This is a genomic window from Advenella kashmirensis W13003, from assembly GCF_000506985.1.
Lineage (GTDB): Bacteria > Pseudomonadota > Gammaproteobacteria > Burkholderiales > Burkholderiaceae_B > Advenella > Advenella kashmirensis_A.
Map to the genome: position 1 here is coordinate 2,014,403 of NZ_KI650979.1, position 22,593 is coordinate 2,036,995.

General features: G+C 57.6%; 23 protein-coding genes and 1 riboswitch. Of the genes, 10 read left to right on the top strand and 13 right to left on the bottom strand.

Going from position 1 to position 22,593, the window contains the following annotated elements; genetic code table 11:
- Nucleotides 1–7 precede the first annotated feature (7 nt).
- Together W822_RS33190 and W822_RS33195 are read left to right on the top strand one after the other, a co-directional pair.
- Nucleotides 8–784 carry a metal ABC transporter ATP-binding protein gene (locus W822_RS33190; protein WP_024004932.1) on the top strand — a complete coding sequence of 259 codons (777 nt, stop codon included), beginning with the start codon at nt 8–10 and terminating at the stop codon, nt 782–784.
- Nucleotides 784–1,641: a metal ABC transporter permease gene (locus W822_RS33195; protein ID WP_031242576.1), complete on the top strand. Its 858-nt coding sequence runs from the start codon at nt 784–786 to the stop codon at nt 1,639–1,641. The genes W822_RS33190 and W822_RS33195 overlap by 1 nt, the downstream gene beginning before the upstream one ends.
- Nucleotides 1,642–1,701: 60 nt before the next feature.
- On the opposite strand, the gene xerC is transcribed toward W822_RS33195, so the two are convergent.
- From xerC to W822_RS33215, 4 genes are all read right to left on the bottom strand, one after another.
- Nucleotides 1,702–2,670 (bottom strand): tyrosine recombinase XerC, encoded by a 969-nt coding sequence (xerC, locus tag W822_RS33200; protein ID WP_024004934.1) that lies wholly within the window; start codon nt 2,668–2,670, stop codon nt 1,702–1,704.
- Between the two features lie 53 nt (nt 2,671–2,723).
- Nucleotides 2,724–3,386 carry a DUF484 family protein gene (locus W822_RS33205; RefSeq protein WP_024004935.1) on the bottom strand — a complete coding sequence of 221 codons (663 nt, stop codon included), beginning with the start codon at nt 3,384–3,386 and terminating at the stop codon, nt 2,724–2,726.
- Between the two features lie 13 nt (nt 3,387–3,399).
- Complete coding sequence (dapF, locus tag W822_RS33210) at nt 3,400–4,290, bottom strand: diaminopimelate epimerase (protein WP_024004936.1); 891 nt, start codon at nt 4,288–4,290, stop codon at nt 3,400–3,402.
- A 79-nt stretch (nt 4,291–4,369) separates the two neighbouring features.
- Nucleotides 4,370–5,251 carry a lysophospholipid acyltransferase family protein gene (locus tag W822_RS33215; protein WP_024004937.1) on the bottom strand — a complete coding sequence of 294 codons (882 nt, stop codon included), beginning with the start codon at nt 5,249–5,251 and terminating at the stop codon, nt 4,370–4,372.
- A gap of 551 nt (nt 5,252–5,802) precedes the next feature.
- Between W822_RS33215 and W822_RS33220 the strand changes: the two genes are divergently transcribed.
- The 5 genes from W822_RS33220 to metF all read left to right on the top strand — a co-directional run bounded on the left by W822_RS33220 (nt 5,803) and on the right by metF (nt 11,400).
- On the top strand, nt 5,803–6,696 hold the full coding sequence (locus tag W822_RS33220) for a PhzF family phenazine biosynthesis protein (RefSeq protein ID WP_301280272.1): 894 nt from the start codon (nt 5,803–5,805) through the stop codon (nt 6,694–6,696).
- Nucleotides 6,697–7,276: 580 nt separating this feature from the next.
- Entirely contained in the window at nt 7,277–8,443 is a 1,167-nt protein-coding gene (gene metK / locus W822_RS33225; protein WP_024004940.1) for a methionine adenosyltransferase, read from the top strand.
- Between the two features lie 13 nt (nt 8,444–8,456).
- Nucleotides 8,457–8,538: riboswitch (S-adenosyl-L-homocysteine riboswitch) on the top strand.
- A gap of 68 nt (nt 8,539–8,606) precedes the next feature.
- The gene (ahcY, locus tag W822_RS33230) at nt 8,607–10,001 is read left to right on the top strand and encodes an adenosylhomocysteinase (RefSeq protein ID WP_437177144.1); all 1,395 of its coding nucleotides are present in this window, start codon (nt 8,607–8,609) and stop codon (nt 9,999–10,001) included.
- A 216-nt stretch (nt 10,002–10,217) separates the two neighbouring features.
- Entirely contained in the window at nt 10,218–10,553 is a 336-nt protein-coding gene (locus tag W822_RS33235) for a phage holin family protein (protein ID WP_024004942.1), read from the top strand.
- Between the two features lie 4 nt (nt 10,554–10,557).
- Nucleotides 10,558–11,400 (top strand): methylenetetrahydrofolate reductase [NAD(P)H], encoded by an 843-nt coding sequence (gene metF / locus W822_RS33240; RefSeq protein WP_024004943.1) that lies wholly within the window; start codon nt 10,558–10,560, stop codon nt 11,398–11,400.
- 55 nt (nt 11,401–11,455) lie between these two features.
- On the opposite strand, the gene W822_RS33245 is transcribed toward metF, so the two are convergent.
- Nucleotides 11,456–12,079: a 5-formyltetrahydrofolate cyclo-ligase gene (locus tag W822_RS33245; RefSeq protein ID WP_172642776.1), complete on the bottom strand. Its 624-nt coding sequence runs from the start codon at nt 12,077–12,079 to the stop codon at nt 11,456–11,458.
- A gap of 51 nt (nt 12,080–12,130) precedes the next feature.
- Between W822_RS33245 and W822_RS33250 the strand changes: the two genes are divergently transcribed.
- Both W822_RS33250 and W822_RS33255 read left to right on the top strand, forming a co-directional pair.
- Entirely contained in the window at nt 12,131–14,200 is a 2,070-nt protein-coding gene (locus W822_RS33250; RefSeq protein WP_024004945.1) for a lytic transglycosylase domain-containing protein, read from the top strand.
- On the top strand, nt 14,200–15,369 hold the full coding sequence (locus tag W822_RS33255) for a tRNA nucleotidyltransferase/poly(A) polymerase-related protein (RefSeq protein WP_024004946.1): 1,170 nt from the start codon (nt 14,200–14,202) through the stop codon (nt 15,367–15,369). The genes W822_RS33250 and W822_RS33255 overlap by 1 nt, the downstream gene beginning before the upstream one ends.
- An 8-nt stretch (nt 15,370–15,377) precedes the next feature.
- On the opposite strand, the gene W822_RS0123490 is transcribed toward W822_RS33255, so the two are convergent.
- Nucleotides 15,378–15,968 carry a UbiX family flavin prenyltransferase gene (locus W822_RS0123490; RefSeq protein ID WP_031242582.1) on the bottom strand — a complete coding sequence of 197 codons (591 nt, stop codon included), beginning with the start codon at nt 15,966–15,968 and terminating at the stop codon, nt 15,378–15,380.
- A gap of 183 nt (nt 15,969–16,151) precedes the next feature.
- Here W822_RS0123490 and W822_RS0123495 point away from each other — a divergent pair, with 183 nt between their 5' ends.
- Nucleotides 16,152–16,766 carry a TIGR02444 family protein gene (locus W822_RS0123495; protein WP_024004947.1) on the top strand — a complete coding sequence of 205 codons (615 nt, stop codon included), beginning with the start codon at nt 16,152–16,154 and terminating at the stop codon, nt 16,764–16,766.
- On the opposite strand, the gene W822_RS33260 is transcribed toward W822_RS0123495, so the two are convergent.
- From W822_RS33260 to W822_RS33290, 7 genes are all read right to left on the bottom strand, one after another.
- The gene (locus W822_RS33260; RefSeq protein ID WP_024004948.1) at nt 16,747–17,118 is read right to left on the bottom strand and encodes a DUF4870 family protein; all 372 of its coding nucleotides are present in this window, start codon (nt 17,116–17,118) and stop codon (nt 16,747–16,749) included. The genes W822_RS0123495 and W822_RS33260 overlap by 20 nt on opposite strands.
- Nucleotides 17,119–17,270: 152 nt before the next feature.
- Nucleotides 17,271–17,573, bottom strand: coding sequence for a type II toxin-antitoxin system RelE/ParE family toxin (locus W822_RS33265; protein WP_024004949.1), 303 nt, complete (start codon nt 17,571–17,573; stop codon nt 17,271–17,273).
- Nucleotides 17,574–17,582: 9 nt separating this feature from the next.
- Entirely contained in the window at nt 17,583–17,837 is a 255-nt protein-coding gene (locus tag W822_RS33270) for a type II toxin-antitoxin system ParD family antitoxin (RefSeq protein ID WP_024004950.1), read from the bottom strand.
- A gap of 155 nt (nt 17,838–17,992) precedes the next feature.
- Nucleotides 17,993–18,262 (bottom strand): hypothetical protein, encoded by a 270-nt coding sequence (locus tag W822_RS33275; RefSeq protein WP_024004951.1) that lies wholly within the window; start codon nt 18,260–18,262, stop codon nt 17,993–17,995.
- Between the two features lie 122 nt (nt 18,263–18,384).
- A complete protein-coding gene (locus W822_RS33280) occupies nt 18,385–19,359 on the bottom strand; it encodes a cation diffusion facilitator family transporter (protein WP_024004952.1) in 975 nt (324 codons plus the stop codon).
- A 178-nt stretch (nt 19,360–19,537) separates the two neighbouring features.
- Entirely contained in the window at nt 19,538–20,815 is a 1,278-nt protein-coding gene (locus W822_RS33285; protein ID WP_024004953.1) for a class I SAM-dependent methyltransferase, read from the bottom strand.
- Nucleotides 20,816–20,855: 40 nt separating this feature from the next.
- On the bottom strand, nt 20,856–22,496 hold the full coding sequence (locus W822_RS33290; RefSeq protein WP_024004954.1) for a DEAD/DEAH box helicase: 1,641 nt from the start codon (nt 22,494–22,496) through the stop codon (nt 20,856–20,858).
- Nucleotides 22,497–22,593 lie beyond the last annotated feature (97 nt).

The window sequence follows — 22,593 nt, forward strand, 5'->3', positions numbered from 1 at the left end:
CGATCCTATGCCTATTCACCCCGTATCCGCCGAAGCGTCGGGTCTGAGCGCCGCCGATGCGGCGACAACTGGCGGGCGGCCTGTCATCCAGCTCGATGATGTGACCGTCGGCTGGAACGGGGTAACGGCCCTGTCCGGCGTCACAGGCTCTTTCGCCGAAGGGTCGCTGACTGCCATTCTGGGCCCTAACGGCGCCGGCAAGTCCACCTTGCTCAAAACGGTGACAGGGCAGCTGACTGCGCGTACGGGTCAGGTAACGATTCACCCGCCATTCGAGGGCGGTATTTCCCTGCTGCCGCAAATCAGCGACATTGATCGCAGTTTTCCGATTACCACTCACGACCTTGTCTCCATGGGCGCCTGGCGCCGGGTGGGGGCGTTCAGGCGCTATGATAAAGCGGAGCGGCAACGCATTCGCGATGCGCTGGCCACGGTGGGGTTGACGGACAAGGCGCGTGATCTGATTTCCGGGCTGTCCGGCGGACAAATGCAGCGCGCGCTGTTTGCCCGGCTTATTGTGTGCGACGCGCCGGTCATGATTCTGGACGAACCCTTTACGGCAGTCGATGAAGGTACCTGTGAGCTGTTGCTGCAAATTCTGCTGGGGTGGCATCGGGAAGGTCGTACCGTGCTTGTGGTTTTGCATGATGCTGCATTGGTGCGCCGCTGTTTTCCACAAACGCTGCTGCTGGCGCGGCAGGTGGTGGCCTGGGGACCGACGGCGGCGGTGCTCACCGATGCCAATCTGGAACAGGCCCGATCTCTGGCGCTGGGGGGATTCTGATGCTGGAGGCGCTCAACGCGGCCCTGCTCGCGCCATTCACTGAATTTACGTTTATGAGCCGGGCCTTGTTCGGGTCAATTTTCGTGTCGCTCGCGGCTGGGCCGCTTGGCGTGTTTCTGATTTTGCGTCGGATGAGCCTGATGGCCGATTCGATGTCGCATGCCATTTTGCCCGGGGTGGCGTTGGCCTTTCTGGTGGCTGGCGTCTCCATGACCGCCATGTTGATCGGCGGCCTGGCGACCGGCTTGCTGGTCGCCGTGCTCGCGGGTATCGTGGCCCGCTCCACCGGACTCAAGGAAGACGCCAGTTTCGCCGCTTTCTATCTGATTTCGCTGGGACTTGGGGTATTGTTGATTTCCCTGAAAGGCTCCAATCTGGATCTGTTGCATGTGCTTTTTGGTACGGTCCTGGGACTGGATGACGGGCATCTGGTTTTTATCATGTGTGTTTCCAGCGTGACATTGATTGCATTGGCATTAATGTATCGGCCCCTGATCATCGAATGTCTGGATCCTGCGTTTCTAAAAATGGAAGGGGGGGGAGGATCGCTCGTCCACGCCGGATTTCTGATTCTGCTGGTCGTCAATCTGGTGGCTGGCTATCAGGTGATGGGGACGCTACTAGTGGTGGGGATGATGATGCTGCCCGCTGCGGCAGCGCGATTCTGGGGGCGTACGCTGGGATGGCAATTGTTGCTGGCGGTCTCCATGGGCGTGCTGTCGTCCTATGCCGGGCTGGTGCTTTCCTATCACTTCAGTCTGCCGGCATCCAGCGCGATTATCCTGTCTGCCGGCGCGCTCTATATTCTGTCGCTGCTATGTGGCCCGCATCACGGCCTGCTGCGGCAGCGTCGTTAAGATCGCTAAACCGTCTAGACCCTCAATACCATTAAGACCGCCAGGCTGAGCGCAATACTGCTATTTCTTTTCTTCCGGATCGTCCAGCTTAGCACGCGGGTGGGCCTTGTCGTACACCTCGGCCAGATGCTGGAAATCGAGTCGTGTATAAATCTGGGTCGTTGAAATGTTGGCGTGTCCCAGCATTTCCTGGACTGCGCGCAGATCCTGGGCAGATTGCAGAACGTGGCTGGCAAAGCTGTGGCGCAAAACGTGCGGATGAACCTGGGCAGGCACACCACTGCGCATGCTGAGTTTTTTCAATTGCAACTGGACAACACGGTGGGCAATGCGGCGACCGCGCGCGCCCAGAAAAACGGCGGCCTGATCCTCCACGCTGCTGGCGGCGGGCAGCAGTTTGTGCCGCACGGCCAGCCATTGCGTGAGGGCTGTGATGGCGCTGCGCCCGAGGGGCACGCTGCGGGTTTTACCGCCCTTGCCGGTTACCGAGACTTCTCCTTCGCCAAGATCGAGCCAGCTGACGGATTCGTAACCGTCTTTGCGGGTGTAGCGGATATCCAGGCTGACCAGTTCGGCCAGACGCAAGCCACTGCCATAGAGCACTTCGAACATGGCCTGGTCGCGCAGGTCAGCCGGTTCCCTGCTCGTGACGACGGTCGGATGATCCAGCAGGGCCTGGGTCTGTTCAACAGACAGGGCCTTGGGCAGGGAGCGCGGGATTTTCGGCGTCTTGACATCCACTGTCGGATTGATTTTTGCGTCGGTCTGGGGAATCCACCATTGATAGAAACCGCGCCAGGCCGACAGGATGCGCGCCAGGCTGCGTGGGCCGTAGTCTTGCGCGTGCAGCCGTGCAATCGCGTGGCGGATCTGCGCATTGCTCAGCGCTTCGGCAGCAATGTCCGGGTAGAAATTCAGTAGCAGGACCAGATCACGCCGATAGGCAGACAGGGTGTGGCTGGCGTAACGCTGGTTCGTTTGCAGATAGGCCAGCCATTTTTCCATTGGTTCGGAAAGCGTGCGTGCCATGGTGTTTTTCCTGTGATAACGGGCCGGACCGAAGAGCGATCGCGCCGCCGGGTTCAGGCCGCCGAATGAAGCCGGCTGAGGCTGGCGCTGGCCAGTTTACCGAGGATTTCAAGGAAAATAGTGCCCATGTCCGGCTTGAAGTGCTCGGTTCCCTCTGCGGCAAAGACCAGTACGCCGATATTGCGGTTGTCATGTGTCAATGGCACCATGGCGACAGAGCCGGGCTTGCTGTCGAACCAGCTATGCGCAGGCAGATAGCCTTCCTGGCCGCAATATGGCTTTTGCAGCCCGCCGACATAAGCCTGCAGCATGTCATCGCTGCTCAGAAAGCGTTCGTCTTTCAGGGCAGGCAGATTCCACAGGCGCAGAGCCACTTCCAGCATATCGAATTCCTGGCGCAGTCCATCGACAACCCGTTGCGGCAGGCGCTGGGCATCGGGTTCGGCCAGCATGCGTGTGCACCAGAGCGTCACATGGTCGCTGATGGCTTCATTGGAGTTGGCGTTATGCATGAGTTCGGACAGCTTCCACTCCAGCTCTTTATTGCGGGTGCGCAGTGTGAGGATCTGGCGTTCGCCCAGGGATAGTGTCTGGCGTGCATGCGGATGTGGTACCGTCAGGGTAGCGAAAATGTCGGCATGTTCGTCAAAAAAGGCAGGGTTATCCTGCAGGAATTGGGCGACGGTTTCTGCTGTCAGTGTGGCAACTTCAGACATGAATGCGTTCCTTTTATAAAGCGGTGCCGGCGCGATATTGCGCGACCAGGCGGTCAATATTGATTTCACTTGAAAATACCGTGACGGCCGGGCCGCGCATGGCGATTTGCCCGTGTCCGTCCCAGGCGATGGCCAGTTGCCCGCCACGGGTATGTACCGTGACCGGCGATTGCAGCCGACCCCGCCGGATACCGGCGACGACGGCCGCGCAGGCGCCCGTACCGCAGGCCAGGGTCTCACCCGCGCCGCGTTCGTACACCCGCAGTTTAATGGTGTGGGGGTCCAGGATTTGCATGAATCCGGCATTGATGCGCTGGGCAAACCGTGGATGCGATTCGATAAGCGGGCCCTGCACGGCTACCGGCGCCGTGGCCACATCGTCAACAATCTGCACGGCGTGCGGATTGGAGATGGCGACCAGCGACAGCGAAACTGTATCGCCGTTGGCCAGCGGCAACGACCAGAGCGTATCGTCATGGTCCTGCGCAGAAGCAAGATCGGTGGTGTCAAAGGCCACCGCTTCAGGATCAAAGCGGGTTTGCCCCATATTAACCGTGACCGTCGCGTCGTCTGCTTCTTCAAGCGTGATGAGGCCAGTGGCGATTTCCGCCTTCAGTGGATTGCGAGAGGACAGTTTTTGCTCGTGCACAAAACGCACAAAGCATCGGGCCCCGTTTCCGCAATGCTCCACTTCGCTGCCGTCGGCATTGAAGATGCGGTATTTGAAATCGGCCTCGGGATGGCTTGGGGTTTCAACCAGCAGGATCTGGTCTGCGCCGATACCGAATTGGCGGTGCGCCAATGCCCGGGCGCGCTCAGGTGTCATCTCAATAGATTGACGCACGCCGTCCAGGACAACAAAGTCGTTGCCGGCACCGTGCATTTTCGAGAAAGACCAGTTCATTGCGTGTTTTCCTGATTAAGCAGCCAAATTCAGCCTTATTATCACCGATCCTGGGTGACAGCACCATGGCGGGGACCGTTCAATAAATTTTCTTTTCCCCGACGGGGCGGGTTTTGAAGCGTCGATGCACCCAGTAGTATTGCGGTGGATCGGCGCGAACCCATTCTTCGAGCTGCTGATTGCAAAAACGCGTGGCCTGCTCCAGATCCATCTCTCCGGGAAAGTCAGCGAAGGCGGGTAGCACTTGAGTGTGATAGTGTCCTGTTTTGTGATCCCAGCGTGTCACGATCGGAATGACATCGGCTTTCCAGGCGCGGGCGATTTGTGCGGTGGCGGGCAGGGTGGCGGCAGGCACGCCAAAAAAAGGGACGAAAAGGGCGCCGTCGCGGCCAAAGTCCATGTCGGGCAGGTAGTATACCGGCGTGCCCTGGCGCAATTGCCGAATCAGTCCGCGGATACCTTCCTTGCGGGAAATCTGGGTGACCTGATTGAAGCGCCCGCGGCCTTTGAGCATGATCGCATCCACTTGCGGATCCGAGGCCGGAGTGTACATGGTGGCCGATTTGACCAGCCGCATGGACAGGATGGAAGCGGCGGCATCGAGTCCGACAAAATGTGGCGCGAACATCAGCGTGGCACGCTCCGAGTCAATGCTGTTCTGGATGTGTTCATAGCCGCTCAGGTGCACTATGCGCCGAATCTTGTCTTCGGAGCCGTACCACAGCACGGCGCGATCAATCATGGTTTGCGCCAGGGCGCGGAAATGTTCGCGCAGCCATTGCTCCCGTCTGGCTTCGGATTCATCGGGAAAGCACAGTGCCAGATTGGTACTGACGATGAAACGGCGCCGCTTCATTAGCCGGCGCATCAAAAACGCGCAGACGCTTCCCAACCCCAGTCGCAGGCTGTCTGGTAATAGGTTAATGAGGCGAAAAAGAAAAATGAGTAATGCGGATTTCATGACGTTGAATACTTGGCGTACCCCGTCGGGCACGGGAAAAGCGGAGCAGGCAGACCGTCCAAGGGCGCGAATCGTTCGATTGTAATAGTATTTGCTGCAAGTCGTGAAGCTGGGGCTTGCGTATGGAAGGATTGGGGCGGCGCTACCTCAATTTATGCGAACAGGCTGACCCCTCGGTTTTCCGAAATTGACAAACTATGGGTAGACTAAGTAAATTAGCATCTGAACCGACGCGGTGGTGGGCGTCGGTCCCTGATTAGTAGGCTGGCGCCATAAACGCCAGCATCAATACGATCAGGATAAGTAGAACTACGATGCGCATCATCGTAACCTCCCTATCAGATTGGCCCGGCTTCGGTCGGGCCTTTTTACCGTCTGCTGCCCATCAGCAAAATGGCAAAGGCCCCAGGCCCTTGCCACCCTGTTATTGTCAAAAAATCGGGTAATGTGGGTATTTGGTTGAGATGCTTCTGTCCGTACCGTGTTGTACGAGGCTTACCCGTTACTTATTTGTGACTATGGATTCTCGTTTAGCTAATTTGCAAGAAAAGATGCCACACCCTGCGGGCGGGCTCTGTCATGCATTCAGCATTGAGGGACGCATGGGAAACCCGGCACTTGTGCTTGTCTCTGGTGGGCAAGATAACAACGTGGATGATGTTTTTTGTGCCAGGTTATCCGCTGATTTTGGTTACGAAGTGACATGGGTGCAGCAGATGCAGTCGTCGTCGCCATTTGCATTGCGGTATTTCAATGCGGGTGCAGAGATCGGTTTTTGCGGTCATGGCACGCTGGCAGCGGCAGCGTGGCTGGCGCGTTTTCGCGGCACCCCGTCGCCCATATCGTTTCTGGCTTCTGGACAGACGGTAACTGTGGAACAGACAGGACCGGATTACTGGGCTTATAGACAGGCAGCATTTGATTTTGATCCGATCTCTGATGCTAGCGTGGCCTGCGACCTTCTGGAGGCACTCAGGTTGCAAGGGGTTGGAGCGCCAGAGGCGCACGCAATTGCAGTCTTTAGAACGCAGGGGGCATTAAGAAACAAGCTGGTGGTTGCGTTCGCTGATCATCATCAATTGGCTGACATCCATATTCGCGCCGCGTTGCGAGACAGTCTGTGTGACCGGCTCCAACTGACGGGTGTCTATGCTTTTGCCCGGGTTTCTGAAGGGCCAGAGGTTGATCTGTTGGCCAGGCACTTTCCGATTCATGCGTCTGATCAGGAGGATATGGCAACCGCGGCGATTGCGCCCTCCGTTGCGCGGCATGTTGTGAGCGGCGCAGGAACCTCGACTGGTGTCGTTCGTATTTTTCAAGGCGGAAAACAGTGTGATCAGGCATTGCTTGTCGTATCACAGAGTGAGGCGTCTGATGTCTGGCACGTCGGGGGGCAAGTGTCTACCCCTCGGTTTTCCGAAATTGACAAACTATGGGTAGACTAAGTAAATTAGCATCTGAACCGACGCGGTGGTGGGCGCCGGTCCCTGATTAGTAGGCTGGCGCCATAAACGCCAGCATCAATACGATCAGGATAAGCAGAACTACGATCTTGCTCATCGTAACCTCCCTATCAGATTAGGCCCGGCTTCGGTTGGGCCTTTTTACCGTCTGCTGCCTGTCAGCGAAATGGCAAAGGCAACAAGGCCTGTGCCACCCCGCTATTGTCAAAAAATCCAGATAATGTGGGTGGTTGGTTGAGATGCTTCTATCCGCCCCGTCATCTACGCAAAACCAGCGCCGGCCCGATGCCGCTGTTCGCGGGCAAAGCGCATCAACAGGCTTTTATCTACCGCCATCAGGGTTTTTCAGGCTTAACCAATCAAATTGTCATAAAATGATTTCAGGTCGCTGAGTTAACCGACAACTTGCGGGGCGACGACCGGGAAAAAGCGGGCCAGCCATGGCAGGCCCTGTTTCCGGACCTATTCCGCTAAAGCGTCGCGCCAGTAAATACCCTTTCCGGTGCTGCGCGTTCTTTTTGAGAATGTCGGTTTTGTTTTGACACTATTCATTGGACGCAACATGGCCCACAACGATTTTCTTTTTACTTCCGAATCTGTCTCCGAAGGTCATCCCGACAAAGTCGCCGACCAGATTTCCGACGCCATTCTCGATGCCCTGCTTGAGCAGGATCCCAATTCGCGCGTTGCCGCCGAAACGCTGTGCAACACAGGCCTGGTTGTTCTGGCCGGTGAAATCAGCACCAAGGCCAATATCGACTACATCCAGATTGCGCGCGACACCATCAAGCGTATCGGCTACGACAACACCGATTACGGTATTGACTACAAGGGTTGCGCCGTCCTGGTGGCATACGACAAACAGTCTCCAGACATCGCCCAGGGCGTTGACCGCAGTGAAGACGAGATCCTCAACCAGGGTGCGGGCGACCAGGGACTGATGTTCGGTTTTGCCTGCGACGAAACCCCCGATCTCATGCCGGCGCCGATCTGGTATGCGCATCGCCTGGTGCAGCGTCAGAGCGAGCTGCGCAAGGATGGCCGCCTGCCATGGTTGCGTCCCGATGCCAAATCCCAGGTAACCTTCCGGTACGTGGATGGCAAGCCGGCCGAAGTCAATACTGTGGTGCTGTCTACCCAGCACGCACCCGATATTTCCCAGGCCTCGATCCGCGAAGCAGTGATTGAAGACATCATCAAGCCGACCTTTGCCGAAGGCCTGATCACACCCAAAACCAAGTTCCTGATCAACCCGACGGGCAAATTCATTATCGGCGGACCACAGGGCGATTGCGGCCTGACTGGTCGCAAGATCATTGTAGACACCTATGGTGGCGCATGCCCGCATGGTGGTGGCGCCTTCTCGGGCAAGGATCCGTCCAAGGTGGACCGGTCTGCAGCCTACGCTGCCCGCTATGTCGCCAAGAATATTGTGGCCGCCGGCCTGGCGCGCCAGTGCCAGATCCAGGTCAGCTACGCCATCGGTGTTGCCGAGCCGATCAATATCACCGTGTACACGGAAGGCACCGGCGTCATTTCCGATGACGAGATCGCCAAACTGGTTCGCGAGCATTTCGATCTGCGTCCGCGCGGGATTGTGCAAATGCTGGATCTGTTGCGCCCGATCTACGGCAAATCCGCTGCCTATGGTCACTTTGGCCGCTCCGAGCCCGAATTCAGCTGGGAAGCCGTTGACAAGGCGGCCGATCTGAAAAAGGCGATTGCTTAAGGTATAATCATCGTGTTCTGAGGGGCGTTGCGACATGACCGAAGTGTCATGCCAGGCTCAGGATACGATCAGGTAACAAACCGCGCTCATCATATACTGCGTTGCTGGTCTATGGTGAGGTGCACTCACAATCGGCATCGCAGTATGTTTCAGGATGAATACTATGACTGCTGATTACAAAATTGCCGATATTGCACTGGCCGACTGGGGCCGGCGCGAACTGTCCATTGCCGAAACCGAAATGCCGGGCCTGATGGCCACGCGCGAAGAGTTCGCCAAATCCCAACCGCTTAAAGGCGCCCGCATTGCCGGCAGCCTGCACATGACCATTCAAACCGGTGTGCTGATCGAAACGCTCACGGCACTGGGCGCAGAAGTGCGCTGGGCCTCATGCAATATTTTTTCCACCCAGGACCATGCTGCTGCGGCCATTGCGGCCAGCGGCGTACCCGTTTTCGCCATCAAGGGCGAAACGCTCACGGATTACTGGGAATACACACATCGCATTTTCGACTGGCCGGGTGAACAGGCCAATATGATTCTGGACGATGGCGGCGACGCTACGACCCTGCTGCATCTGGGCGCCAAGGCAGAAAAAGATATCTCCGTGCTCGACAATCCGGGCAGCGAAGAGGAAACTGTATTGTTCGCCGCGATTCGCGAGCGTCTGGCCAAAGATGCGACTTGGTATTCCACCCGCCTGGCCAATATTATCGGCGTGACCGAAGAAACCACGACCGGCGTGCATCGCCTGTACCAAATGGCGCAGAAGGGCGAATTACAGGTTCCCGCCATCAACGTCAATGACTCCGTGACCAAATCCAAATTCGACAACCTGTACGGCTGCCGCGAATCGCTGGTCGACGGTATCAAGCGGGCGACCGATGTGATGGTCGCCGGCAAGATCGCCGTGGTCGCCGGTTTCGGTGATGTCGGCAAGGGTTGCGCACAGGCGCTGGCGGCCCTGCGTGCGCAGGTCTGGGTGACCGAGATCGATCCGATTTGCGCCTTGCAGGCGTCCATGGAAGGCTTCAAAGTCGTCACAATGGAAGAGGCCGCAGACAAGGCTGATATTTTCGTCACCGCTACCGGCAACTACCACGTGATCACGCGCGAGCACATGGAGCGCATGAAGAACGAAGCCATCGTCTGCAATATCGGTCACTTCGATAATGAGATCGATGTGGCGGCGGTTGAAGATTTGCAATGGGAAGAGATCAAGCCCCAGGTGGATCACATTATTTTCCCTGACGGCAAACGGATCATTCTGCTGGCCAAGGGCCGTCTGGTGAATCTGGGATGCGCAACAGGCCATCCTTCATTCGTGATGTCTGCTTCATTTACCAACCAGACCATCGCCCAGATCGAGCTGTTCACTCGCACAGCCGAGTACAAGAAAGGTCAGGTGTATGTTCTGCCCAAACATCTTGATGAAAAAGTGGCGCGGCTGCACCTGAAGAAGCTGGGTGTGAACCTGTCGGAATTGTCACAGAAGCAGGCTGACTACATCGGCGTGCCGGCGCAGGGACCCTTCAAGCCCGATCACTATCGTTATTGATGGAAGACGTGTGCGTTGCAACGTGACGCACACGCCGTGTCCGGCAAAAGTGTGAATGGGGAGCACCGTAAGGCGCCTCCCCCTAAAAATTGGGCCACTCTTTTTGACTGTCATGTGAAGCAGGATATGCAAAGAGGGAGGCGCAAGCGGCGTGAAGGCAAGTTGCACGCTGTCTCGTGTTAGTGTTCTTATCAGGAAATTTAAAGGAGAAGAGATATGACGTTGCTATTAACCTGGGTCCTGCAGGCGCTGGCCCTTATGATTGTTGCCTATATTTTGCCGGGCATTACCGTAACCAGTTTCGTCTCTGCACTGATCGCAGCGGTGATACTGGGTCTGGTCAACGCGGTGGTTTATCCCATTCTGGCGATCCTGACCTTGCCGATTACTATTGTGACGTTAGGACTTTTCCTGCTGGTGCTCAACGTACTGATGTTCTGGCTGGCCGGATCGGTGTTCAACGGTTTCAAAGTTGACGGATTCTGGTGGGCCGTGATTGGCGCGGTACTGTATTCCATCATTTCCGCCATTTTGCTGAGTATTCTGAATTAACAATATGAGTTCTTTTTCTGACGAGGCGTTCAGCCTGGAGTTTTTCCCGCCGCGCGATCAGGTATCGCGCGAGCGGCTGGTCGGCACTGCCAAGCAGTTGCTGGCAATGCACCCTCGTTATGTCAGCGTGACGTTCGGGGCCGGTGGCTCAACGCGCGATGGCACGGCCGAGACCGTGTCCATGTTCTCGCAACTGGGATGCGAAGCCGCTCCGCACCTGTCCTGCATCGGCGCCAGCCGTGAAAGTCTGGTGCAGCTGCTGGACCAATATAAGGCGCGAGGCATTCGCCGGATCGTTGCCTTGCGCGGCGATTTGCCATCAGGCATGGGCAACAACGATTCTGATTACCGGTATGCGTCTGATCTGGTCCGCCTGATTCGGGAGCATGCCGGAGACTGGTTCCATATCGAAGTGGGCGCTTATCCCGAAATGCATCCGCAGGCCGACAGTCCCGAACAGGATCTGGATCACTTTGTGACTAAGGTCAGCGCCGGTGCAAACAGCGCGATTACGCAGTATTTTTTCAATGCAGATGCGTATTTTGACTTTGTCGATCGCGCCGTTCAGCGCGGCGTGACGATTCCGATTGTGCCGGGTATCATGCCTATTACCAACAGCACGCAGTTGCTTCGGTTTTCCCAAATGTGCGGCGCCGAAGTGCCGCGCTGGATCCGGCTGCGTCTGGCGCAGTTCGGGGATGACAAGGCCTCTATCCGCGCGTTTGGCGCCGAGGTTGTGACGCAATTGTGTCAGAAGCTTATTGACGGCGGTGTGCCGGGAATTCACTTCTATACATTGAATAACGCCGAAGCCACGCTGTCGGTCTGGAAAAATCTGCGTTATTGACCACAGGAAAAACAGCGCTGCAATGCGTCATGCAACTGCGATGATGCATTGACGTCTACTGACCCGTTGTCGCGGCGGGGATAACCCATCCGCGTGGGGTGACCACGGCATCCAGTGCGATGTCGTGGGCCGCTGCTTGGTAAGGTCCGTCAATCAATCCCTCATCCCAGCCAATGCCGACCTTCAGGGCGTGATGTCCCTGCTGGTTCAGCGCGTGCAGGGTGCGATCATAATATCCTTTTCCATATCCCAGGCGGTGTCCATCCGGCGTATAACCCAGGGTCGGCACAAGAATCAGCGTCGGTAGCGTGGCGGCCGTGTCGACATCCGGTTCAGGGATATTGAAGGCGCCGCGTCGCAAGGGTGTTTCAGGCGACCAGGCATAAAAATGCAGAGGCGCATCCCGCTGCTCAATGACCGGCAGACTGATCGGGTGTCCCATTGTGTGCAAATCATGCAGCAGCGAAATCAGATCCGGTTCGCCCCGAATGGGCCAGAAACCGGCAATTGCGCTGCCAGGCGGCGGGCATGACAGCAGATGATCTTGACGCGGACTTCCCAGCCAGTCCAAAATGTGCTGTTTTATTTGTACACTAAGCATCTGACGACGCGAGTCGGACATGGCCAGACGGGCGGCCAGCAGAGAGTGACGCAACGTAGGAATATCGGCGGATGTCATAACCTGTGCAAACTGAATGTGGTACAAAACACGACTATAACAGGACAGCATATGCAACAGCACTCACAAGCAACCGGCGCAGTCAAACGGGGGATACCAGGTCAATTGCGCCGACGGTCAGCGCAGGCCTTGTGGGGCATGCTGGGATCGGGTGTGCTGTTGGCCGGATGTGCTGAATCGGTGCAGAACGCGCCGGCCAGCCGTCCCATGTCGATGCCGCAGGGCGTGGCGATGGCCAGTTCCGCCGTGGTGTACGGTCAGGCTCCCCGTCCTGTGCCACAAGAAGCACGTGCAGCGGTGGTGGCGGCCAGAAGCGCCATGCAGAGCCGGCAATGGGATGCGTTACCCGGTTATGCGGCGCAGGCTCAGGGCGATCACGAACTGGGCAGCTACCCCATGTACTGGTACCTGCGACAAATGTTGAATGACCCCGCCCAGCCCGTGCCTACCCAGCAGATTTACACCTTTCTGCAGCAGAACAAAAATCCCTACCTTGAAAACCGCCTCAAATCGGACTGGATCCTGGCATCGGCCAAACAAGGTGATTTTGATACCATCAGGCGTATCGGCAGCGTTGCCAGCCGGACCTCGGAAGTCGATTGCGCGATTTTGCAGGCGCGCTTCCTGGGTAACGGGCAGGTCAGCGCTGCACAGGCGCTGGCCGTCTTCAAACCGGGCGATGCCTGCTGGAGCATGTTGCAGCAGTTGACGGCCGCGAAAGTTGTGACTTATGAACATCTGGAACCTTTGCTGCGGGATGCCGTTGAGTATGACAGCAAGGCGAGCGCCCGACGCTACGCAGCACTGGCGTTTTCGCCGGCCGGATTGTCTTCCTACGACGCCATCATGGCCAATCCGATGGGCTGGCTGGCCGGGCAAAGCGGTTCGGCCGATGGCGAGCTGCAGGAGTTGCGTGCGCTGGCTTTCAGCCGATTGGCGCGGCAGGATCGGGATGGGGGCTCGGTCTATCTGGAACAACAGGGGGGGGCGCTGCTGAGCGAGCGCAACCGCCAATGGGCATGGACGCAGTTCGGCCTGATTGCGGCGCTTAATCTGGAGGCGCGGGCCGACGGCTGGTATCGCAAGGCCGGTCAGGGCTTTCGTCTGAGTGATTACAATCATGCCTGGCGAACCCGCATGGCGTTGCGCCAACCTACGATCGACTGGAAGTGGGTTGAACAGACGATCCGCATGATGGGTGCCGAACAGCAGAAAGAGCCGGTGTGGGTTTACTGGTACGCACGTGCGCGTGCGGCACAGGGTGATATGGGCGGTGCGACCAGCGCCTGGCAGTCTATTTTGTACGACCATGGATTCTACGGTCAACTGGCGACCGAGGCATTGGGCCGGAAAATTTCTGTGCCGCCCCAGCCTGCCGAACCGACTGCCGCTGAAATCAATAAAGCCATGACACATGAAGGCCTGCAGCGCGCGATTGCGCTCTTTCGCCTGGGCTGGCGTCCGGAAGCCGTGGGTGAATGGGGCTTTGCCATCAGGGGCATGAATGACCGCGAGCTCATGGCGGCCGCTGAATGGGCCTTGCGCGAGCAGGTGTACGATCGCACCATTAATACGTCCATGCTGACCAAAAATGACTTCAATTTCCGTCAGCGCTATCTTGCGCCATTCGAAGGGCGCGTCAGTCAGCAGGCGCGCGCGGTTGGCGTGGATCCGGCATGGGTATACGGCCTGATCCGCCAGGAGTCGCGATTTGTGACCGTCGCTCGCTCGTCGGTCGGTGCGGCCGGCCTGATGCAGGTGATGCCGGGCACGGCGCAACTGGTCGCCCGCAAGCTGGGACTGAGCTATTCGGCCGCCAGTGCGCATGATTTCGATACCAATACATTGCTGGGAACGTCTTATTTGAAAATGACGCTGGATGATCTGGATGGCTCGCAGGTGCTGGCGACCGCCGGCTATAACGCGGGACCCAACCGGGCCCGGCGCTGGCGTGATTCGCTCACCCAGCCGCTGGAGGGTGCCATTTTTGCAGAAACCATTCCGTTTACGGAAACCCGACTGTATGTGAAACATGTCATATCCAATGCCACCTGGTATGCGGCTTCGTTTACCGGGCAATCGCAGTCGATTGTGGACCGGCTGGGCAAGGTGATGCCCTGATGGCAGCGACGGATGGCCTTGACGTATATGTGGTCGGCGGCGCGGTGCGCGACGAGTTGCTGGGTCTGCCGCAAGGCGATCGGGACTGGGTCGTTGTAGGCGCCAGCCCGCAAGAGATGATTCGGCGCGGTTTTGTGCCGGTAGGAGGCGATTTCCCGGTTTTTCTGCACCCGCAGACCAAAGAGGAATATGCGCTGGCGCGTACCGAGAGAAAAGCGGGGCGCGGTTATAAAGGCTTTACTTTTCATACGGGTACCGATGTCACGCTTGAAGAAGACCTGAAGCGACGCGACTTGACTATCAATGCGATGGCACGCCGGCCCGATGGCACGCTGGTGGATCCGTTGCGTGGGCGGGACGATCTGGAACGTCGTGTTTTCAGGCACGCCAGCGACGCGTTTGTCGAAGATCCGGTGCGCATTCTGCGCCTGGCACGGTTTGCGGCGCGCTTTACCGACTTCACCCTGGCGGGCGATACGCTTGCCTTGTGTCGCGATATGGTACGCAATGGCGAGGTCGATGCCCTGGTGCCCGAGCGTGTCTGGAAGGAAGTGTCGCGTGGACTCATGAGCGAGAAGCCCTCGCGTATGTTTTCCATCCTGCATGAAACAACGGCGTTGCCGGTAATTCTGCCGCAATTGCAATGGAATAATGAAGTGGCACAGGCGACTGATCTGTCTGCAGCAAGAATTCTGCCCCTGGCTGCCCGCTATGCGGCGCTGCTCTCGCAAACCCCCGGGCATGCGGCGCTGAGCAGGCATTTGAAAGTGCCCGCCGATTGTGCCGACTATGCGCGGCTGACACAGGTATTATCCGACAGGTTCGATATGCTGCCGCTGCCGCCCAGTGCGAGCGCACAGGCGCATTTGCTGCGCCGGGCAGCGTATGTGCAGGAAACCCTCGAGGCCACTGACAGCCTGCGCAAGCCGGCGAGATTTCGCGGTCTGCTGGAAGTCGTGCTGTGCACGCGGCACTCCGTGGCAGAAAACCTGGATGCAGAAATTTCACGGATCGAGGCCTGGACGCAAATTCTGGATTGCTATTTGCAGGTCGATGCCGCAGCGGTGGCCCGGCAGGCAGGCACGGCGGCCCAGGATATCAAGACGGCGGTGCGAAAGGCGCGACTGGATGCGATTGTTGCCTGCCTGGAGCAGATGCCTGAGCGGTGATCGCCGGGTTACGAAGCGCCCATCCCTTCCCAGCGAGCCACGGCGCCGGTTTCAATGTCGAAAAGATCAAGCGCGCGCCCCACACTATGATCGACCATGGCCTGGATGCTGTCCGGGCGGGCATAAAATGCCGGAACCGGCGGCATGACAATGGCCCCCATTTCCGTGACGGACACCATGCTGCGTAAATGTCCCAGATGCAGCGGTGTCTCGCGTACCATGAGGACAAGTTTGCGTCGCTCTTTCAGAACCACATCGGCAGCGCGGGTAAGCAGGGATGAGGTCACGCCGCTGGCAATTTCCGATAGCGTGCGGATGGAGCAGGGCGCGATCAGCATACCGCAGGTTTTAAAGGACCCGCTGGAGATGACTGCGCCCACGTCCTGAATGCCATGCACGACAGTGGCGCGGCTGGCCAGATCGGCCGGTTGCAATTGCAATTCCTGGGACAGCGTGAGACTGGCCGAGCGGCTCATGACCAGATGCGTTTGTACGCCGGCCTGCTTGAGCAGTTCCAGTGCGCGCATACCATAAATGGCACCCGAGGCGCCGGTAATGCCGACGACGATGCGTGTAGGGGTCGAAGCTGAAATGGGCATGGACAGGGTGCGGTTCCAGTAAGCATGATTGGCAAACGGCGGACAGTACGGGTGCGCCTCGCAGGATCAGGTCAGCGACGCCGACCCTGGGCTATTATACCGCGCTCGCAGGACAGGCTCGTGGCGCGATTTCAACCGTGATTGGAGATTTTTAACAAATGAAAGTTGGGATGGAGAGCAGGGATGTGTGACGAACATGCAAATGCCGATCACTGGCGCTTTTCGCTGGCAGTTTATCGCCAGGAAGGGGTGCCTGCGCATTGCCTGCAATTGCAGCACCGGCTGGGGCTGGATGTCAATGTCCTGTTGCTGATGTTTTGGGCTGCCCGCTTGTGGGGTGTCGCCCCCGATGCGGCACAGATCGCGCAGGCCGATGAGACGATACGCGCGTGGCGCGACGAGGTCGTGCAGCCCTTGCGTCAATTGCGCACCCGGCTCAAAAGCGGGCCGCCACCGGCCCCTGACCCGCAGACAGATGCGCTCAGGGATAGTGTAAAGCGGCTGGAGCTCGATGCTGAGCGCGTAGAGCAGGACAGGCTTGCGCAATGGGTGGCTGCCCGGACTGCAGTGCAGGCCGCCCAACGGGCCTCCGAGATAGAAGAGACGCGTGCGCTACAGAGCGACGCCAGTGTGGCGCTGCTGGAGCAGACCGCAGTGCGCGTGGTGGCGTTCTATGAGGCGCAGGCTACGACGGCTTTACTGCAGGGCGATGCACTGCCGGATGACCCGTGGCTGCCGCTGCAGCATGCGCATGCCATCGTAATGGCTGCCGCCCGCGTCAGAACCAGGAGGTTGTAGAGACACCCTGGCCGTCATTCAGTTTAATTGCGCCCATGACAATCCGGTAGATATACCAGATCGTGACGGCAATCAACAGCACCCAGCCGATCAGAATAATCAGCAGCAGAAACCCCACAATCGCACCGATCAGGCTGATCCAGAACGTCCGGATCAGATATTGCATATGATCGTAATAGATGGTGCCAGTGAACTCGCCGCGCTTGGCATAAGCCATGATCACGCCCACGACGGCAAACAGGCCCGTGAACAGGCCCAGGGCGTACATGGCGTAGGTAATCCACGTGAAGTTTCGGGCAGTGTTGTCTGGCGCTGGAACGGGTGCTGGATTCTGGGTGGAGTCTTCGTTCATCGCAATATCCCCTGAGCGTTAAGATCAGGCTTTACTTTAGTACAGATTGCGATATTAATAAACTAATATTGATTTTGTGATATCAATAAATTGGTATTGATGTAGTCCTGCAAGCGGTCGTGTCTTTGCAAGGCATGTTGCTTGTAATCGGCCTAGGTTGCTGATTTGCGGAACAAAGCCTGAATGTCTCTTGCTCCGTGCAAAATACGAACAATCAGTATATCTGCATCACGAGGTTGAAAGAAAATCACATAGTTGCCATGCGGGCAGGATCTTGATTCCTCTGCTATTTCTGGGCGCAAACGGTAAGCGCTTGGCGTGGTAGCGATTTTATGACACTGCATGCGTATCTCGGCGATGAAGCTGACGGCGCGGCGGGGGCTTTCCTGCGCGATATAGTCACCGATAGACTCCAGATCGGCTTCTGCTGCCGCTGAAAAACGGACCTTCTTCATGGCTCGGGATCAAGACTGAATGCTTCGATATTTTTCTTCGAGCCGGTTCAGGACATCGTCTGCGTTTTTTTCTTCTCCGCTTTCCATGCCCTTTTGGATAGAAGCACGAAGCTCGGCCAGCTTCAGGTCATTTTCACGATCCTGGTCTTCCAGCAGTCGCAGGCCGGCGCGCACGACTTCGCTGGCGTTGTTGTAACGCCCAGATGCGATTTGCTGGCGAATGAATGTCTCGAAATGACTGTTTAATGCAATACTCGTGGGCATGGTAAATATTATTAACTATTAATAGTATTTATTATATTTGCAAAAAAAGAGGAGGGCAAGCGGTAGTCAGATTGAGGCAGTCAGACTAAAGGTAAAGTGAATTTTTAATCGGTATTATTGTCCTGTTCCTTTTTACGACGGGCTTACCCACGCCCTCAACGTTTGAGCGCCTCATCCAACAATTGGCCGATAATCTCATTGGTGCTGACCTGTTGCTGCGCCGCCCGCTCGCGGATGATGCTGATGACATCCTGCTTCAGTTTGACCGGAAACGAAACCAGGCCCTGGGCCTGATCCTGCTTGCGCTGGGCCCGGCGATCAAGGCTCGCCTCGGCTGACGAGCCAAAGCGTCCCGGTATGCCTTCAAGTTTCATTTTTCCCACTGTTTTAAGGGCTTTGGCTTTTTCAAGGTCGGTTTTTTTCATTGTTCAATTCCATAATGATGCAAATAAGCGTGTGCAGTTGCCCTTGCCGATCGGACGCCAGCAACGAGGCGCTGGGACGTGCTGTCCCGCGCCCGTGCTGAGTCCGGATGGTAAAAGAGCGGTTAGTTGTCAATATACCCCGGATCATCGTCAGGCGTATGTTCTTCGTAATGTTCATGTGCCTGTGGCTTGATGAATAGCGTGGAGACTTCGGGGTGAGCCTTGCGGATTTTGTTTTCAAGGGCGATCACGATGGCTTCGAGCTCTGGTACGCGCAGGTCATCGGTAAATTCCAAACTCATGGCCACGGTGATTTCCTGCGGCGCTGTCTGAACGGTGATCAGGCCATTGACCTGGGATACGCCGGCAGTGCCTTCGGCCAGAGTGAGAATGGAATCTCGGATATGCGGATTGGCGGCCTCTCCGATCAGCAACCCCTTGGTTTCCCGTGCCACCAGTAATGCGGTGAGCGCCAGGGTAATGCCGATCAGCACCGACGCCACGCCGTCAATGACCGGATTGTCCAGCGCAACGGACAGATACACACCGACAAAGGCAATCAGCAGGCCGAGCATGGCCGCTGAGTCTTCCAGCAAGACAATGAACGTCGGAGGATCCTTGCTATGGACGATCATGCGGAACAGTTCGGAATAGGGGCGGTTGCCTCTGAATTTTCTGAGCGTGAATACCCAGGAAAATCCCTCGAACAGTGCGGCCAGCGCCAGGACGATATAGGTCACATGAGGCGATTCGACCGGGTGAGGAGTCTGGATATGGATAATGCCTTCGTAAACGGAGACTCCTGCGCCAAACGTGAGAATCAGCAGGCCGACGACAAAGCTCCAGAAATAGACTTCGCGACCGTAACCAATGGGGTGCTTGCGGTCCGGGCGATTGCGGCTGCGGTGCACACCGTACAGCAGTAAGACTTCGTTGATAGAGTCTACGACAGAGTGCACGCCTTCGCTGAGCATGGCCGAGCTGCCGGTGACGGCCGCTGCGATGAATTTGCTGATAGCCACCAGAATATTGCCGGCCAGGGCAATATAAATGACCATATTTGAAGAATTGTCCTGTCGCGGCGCACTTCGGGTCATCAGCGTTTCCTGAATGTTACGGGCATTTGGTCGGCGTTCCCTGCTGCCGATAAAATATCACAAACACAATATACCATCAGCCGGCGGCAGATTTCTGTTGTTCTTTTGCGATGTGGTATCGATCACCTTTTGCCGGAGTCGGACCAAACACAATGTCGATCCGCTTTCAAATGATGATTTAAAGGCGATGACGACGGTCTCCGGTCGCAAAGCCGAGCAGATCCAGATCGACCTGTTTGCCGATGGCCAGCACTTTGAATAGTTCTCCCATTTCCGCTTCCGACAGCAGTTTTTGTACGGGTCCGATCTGGCGAGCGTAGTTCGCTGTATCGCTGGCGTCCAGTTCACCCAGCATCTGAAGCAGGCCGCAATTGAGCAGGAAACGAGCCTGGGAGGTATAACCCAGCACTTCCAGTCCACCGGCCAGCGCAGCGTCAGCCATGGCGGTAAAGTCAACGTGGGCCGTAATGTCCTGAATGCCCGGATACAGCAGTGGATGACTGTGCGCGTGATGCAGCAGGTGGCACATGAGCGTGCCCTGGCTGCGTTGTGGGTGGTAATACTCGTGTGCGGGAAAGCCGTAATCGATGAGCAGAGCCACACCGCGTGCCAGCCATTGTCCCATGCCGGTTACCCAGGATTCGGCCTGCAGATTGATTTCGGAACGATAGCCGGGCAGGGCCGGCATGCGGGCGCGGACGGCCTGATCCAGAGCCGGGCTTGCCGGGACACGCAGAAACTCAAATCCGGACGCGGGCGGGTCGTCGGCACTGTCAGCGCCCGATAGGGGCGAATGACGGCTATCCTCCGGCAATGCCTCGTTATCCTGATCCTTATCGTCCCGGTTGACGACATGAAGTTCATACACATTTTCATCTTCGCCCCATTCGAACAGCGAGACGGGCATGGCATCGAGCACTTCGTTGGCGATGACGCAACCTTCAAAGGCTTGCGGCAGGCTGTCCAGCCATTGCACGTGGTTGGCGAATGGCGCAAGTCGCCGCTGTTGCCGTTGCGCAAGATCCGGTGAGACATCCAGAATGAAATAGCGAAGATCCGGGAAGTCGGGCAGCAGGGCGTGCAACAAATGCTCGGCCAGTGCGCCGGAACCGGCGCCGAACTCCAGAATGTGGGGCGTGCCAAGAGATGAAAGAATGGGACTGATTTGCCGGGCCAGCGCGCGGCCGAACCAGGGGGTCAGCTGCGGTGCCGTGACAAAATCACCCTGCAGGGCAGCGCCTGCGACGGCAGAGGGGTCGCCGAATTTGAGGGGAGCGCCGGCATAGTAGCCGGCCAGTGGGTCATACAATGCGGCGTGCATCCAGCGCGAAAAGGGCAGCCCCTGGGGGCCGGCTTCATTAATAAGCCCGGCAAGCTGCTGCCGGGCGTTTTCGCTATAGCGCTGCGCTGCTTCCTGAATTTGGGGCAGCGCAGGGGCGACTGGGTTTGCACGCATATCTTTCCAACTAGACTTCGGGAAAGTGCATTATAAAGGCTTACACCCAGGCGCGTGATGAACCGGGTTTCTTTTTATTGCGTGAGAAACCGGGCTTGTCGGAACGGCCGGCGCGATCGCCACGAAAGCCGTCGCCGTCGGAGCGGGTGCTTGGACGTGGCTTGCGCGATGGTGCCGGTGCAAATTCCGTGCGGGGTTTACGAGGCGCTGCATATGTCTCGGATTTGACGAAACCACTTTTTTCAGACCGTGGACGATCAGAAGAAAACGGGTTGCGCGACAGAGAGCTGGCCGCGCGGTCAATCAGTGATTCACGTGGTGCATCGTAGGATTTGGCCGGACGGGCGCGTTCAGAACGGTCATCGGCAAAGCGGCTGTTTTCGCGGGCGCCATAAGAAGGTGCGCTGCCGCCCTTGCGGTGGCTGAAGCCACTGCGAGCGTGGTCTTTCTCACGTGAATAACCGCCTGGGCGACCAGAGCGTGAACCACCGGGTTTGCCGCCGCGACCCTTGCCGCCGGCGCCACGACCGCTTTCGGCAGACTTGACAGGCTCCAGGCCGGGAATGACTTCGGCGGGCATGGGCTGGCCGGTGAACTGTTCGATGCGGCGGATTTTATGACGTTCGCCGTGTGTTGCCAGTGTGAAAGCCTGACCATTGCGACCGGCACGACCGGTGCGGCCGATACGGTGAACGTAGTCTTCGGCCTGCATCGGCAGATCAAAGTTGATGGCGTGGCTGATGCCCTGGACATCAATGCCGCGGGCGGCGACGTCGGTGGCGACCAGGACGCGCAGACGGCCTTTTTGCAGCATGCCCAGGGTGCGGGTACGCTGACGCTGATTCATATCACCGTGCAGGGCAGAGGCGGCAAAGCCTTCATCTTCCAGGCGTTCGGCAAGCGCATCTGCGCCGCGTTTGGTAGAGGTAAAGACGATGGCCTGATCCATGGAGGCGTCGCGCAACAGGTGGCCCAGCAGGCGCAATTTATGGCCGCTGTCGTCTGCGTAAAGCAGTGTCTGGGTAATGTTGGCGTGTTTCTGTTTCTGGCTGGCAATGTCGATGCGCTGAGGATTGTTCAGCATCTCTGCGGCCATCCGGGCAACCGTGCCTTCGAATGTGGCTGAAAACATCAGGGTCTGGCGATCGCCTGGCGTCTGTGCGACGATGCTTTCGATATCGTCAATGAAACCCATGTCCAGCATGCGGTCGGCTTCGTCCAGCACCAGCGTGTGAACGCGAGACAGATTGACCCGGCGGGCATTCAGGTGATCGATCAGACGGCCAGGTGTGGCGACCAGTACGTCGACACGGCGGGACAGGGCCTTGATCTGGGCGCCGTAAGGCATGCCGCCAACCACAGTTGCAATACGCAGGTCATTAATGCCGGCGCCGTATGATTTGGTAGCTTCGGCCACTTGCAGAGCCAGCTCGCGGGTGGGGGTCAGAACCAATACCTGAACGCCCACGCCCTTGTTGCCAGGCATGCCGGCAATGCGGTGCAGAGAAGGCAGCATGAATGCCGCTGTTTTGCCGCTACCGGTCTGTGCAGACACAATCAGATCGTGGCCTTCGAGGGCTTTAGGGATTGCTGCGGTTTGCACAGGCGTGGGTTCGGAGAAGCCGGCTTTATTAAGCGCAGCAAGAAGGACGGGAGCAAGACCCAGTGTATCAAATGACATTTGTAATCCTAATTAGGTGTCAGGCAAGCCTGTTCATCAGCAGGACAGAAGGCAGTTGATTCTGGTTTTGACCGCCGGGCGATTGCAACAATACACC

Coding starts and splice junctions, on each gene's coding strand:
- W822_RS33190 (WP_024004932.1), top strand. CDS start 8: ATGCCTATTCACCCCGTATCCGCCGAAGCGTCGGGTCTGAGCGCCGCC.
- W822_RS33195 (WP_031242576.1), top strand. CDS start 784: ATGCTGGAGGCGCTCAACGCGGCCCTGCTCGCGCCATTCACTGAATTT.
- xerC (WP_024004934.1), bottom strand. CDS start 2,670: ATGGCACGCACGCTTTCCGAACCAATGGAAAAATGGCTGGCCTATCTG.
- W822_RS33205 (WP_024004935.1), bottom strand. CDS start 3,386: ATGTCTGAAGTTGCCACACTGACAGCAGAAACCGTCGCCCAATTCCTG.
- dapF (WP_024004936.1), bottom strand. CDS start 4,290: ATGAACTGGTCTTTCTCGAAAATGCACGGTGCCGGCAACGACTTTGTT.
- W822_RS33215 (WP_024004937.1), bottom strand. CDS start 5,251: ATGAAATCCGCATTACTCATTTTTCTTTTTCGCCTCATTAACCTATTA.
- W822_RS33220 (WP_301280272.1), top strand. CDS start 5,803: ATGCCACACCCTGCGGGCGGGCTCTGTCATGCATTCAGCATTGAGGGA.
- metK (WP_024004940.1), top strand. CDS start 7,277: ATGGCCCACAACGATTTTCTTTTTACTTCCGAATCTGTCTCCGAAGGT.
- ahcY (WP_437177144.1), top strand. CDS start 8,607: ATGACTGCTGATTACAAAATTGCCGATATTGCACTGGCCGACTGGGGC.
- W822_RS33235 (WP_024004942.1), top strand. CDS start 10,218: ATGACGTTGCTATTAACCTGGGTCCTGCAGGCGCTGGCCCTTATGATT.
- metF (WP_024004943.1), top strand. CDS start 10,558: ATGAGTTCTTTTTCTGACGAGGCGTTCAGCCTGGAGTTTTTCCCGCCG.
- W822_RS33245 (WP_172642776.1), bottom strand. CDS start 12,079: ATGACATCCGCCGATATTCCTACGTTGCGTCACTCTCTGCTGGCCGCC.
- W822_RS33250 (WP_024004945.1), top strand. CDS start 12,131: ATGCAACAGCACTCACAAGCAACCGGCGCAGTCAAACGGGGGATACCA.
- W822_RS33255 (WP_024004946.1), top strand. CDS start 14,200: ATGGCAGCGACGGATGGCCTTGACGTATATGTGGTCGGCGGCGCGGTG.
- W822_RS0123490 (WP_031242582.1), bottom strand. CDS start 15,968: ATGCCCATTTCAGCTTCGACCCCTACACGCATCGTCGTCGGCATTACC.
- W822_RS0123495 (WP_024004947.1), top strand. CDS start 16,152: ATGTGTGACGAACATGCAAATGCCGATCACTGGCGCTTTTCGCTGGCA.
- W822_RS33260 (WP_024004948.1), bottom strand. CDS start 17,118: ATGAACGAAGACTCCACCCAGAATCCAGCACCCGTTCCAGCGCCAGAC.
- W822_RS33265 (WP_024004949.1), bottom strand. CDS start 17,573: ATGAAGAAGGTCCGTTTTTCAGCGGCAGCAGAAGCCGATCTGGAGTCT.
- W822_RS33270 (WP_024004950.1), bottom strand. CDS start 17,837: ATGCCCACGAGTATTGCATTAAACAGTCATTTCGAGACATTCATTCGC.
- W822_RS33275 (WP_024004951.1), bottom strand. CDS start 18,262: ATGAAAAAAACCGACCTTGAAAAAGCCAAAGCCCTTAAAACAGTGGGA.
- W822_RS33280 (WP_024004952.1), bottom strand. CDS start 19,359: ATGACCCGAAGTGCGCCGCGACAGGACAATTCTTCAAATATGGTCATT.
- W822_RS33285 (WP_024004953.1), bottom strand. CDS start 20,815: ATGCGTGCAAACCCAGTCGCCCCTGCGCTGCCCCAAATTCAGGAAGCA.
- W822_RS33290 (WP_024004954.1), bottom strand. CDS start 22,496: ATGTCATTTGATACACTGGGTCTTGCTCCCGTCCTTCTTGCTGCGCTT.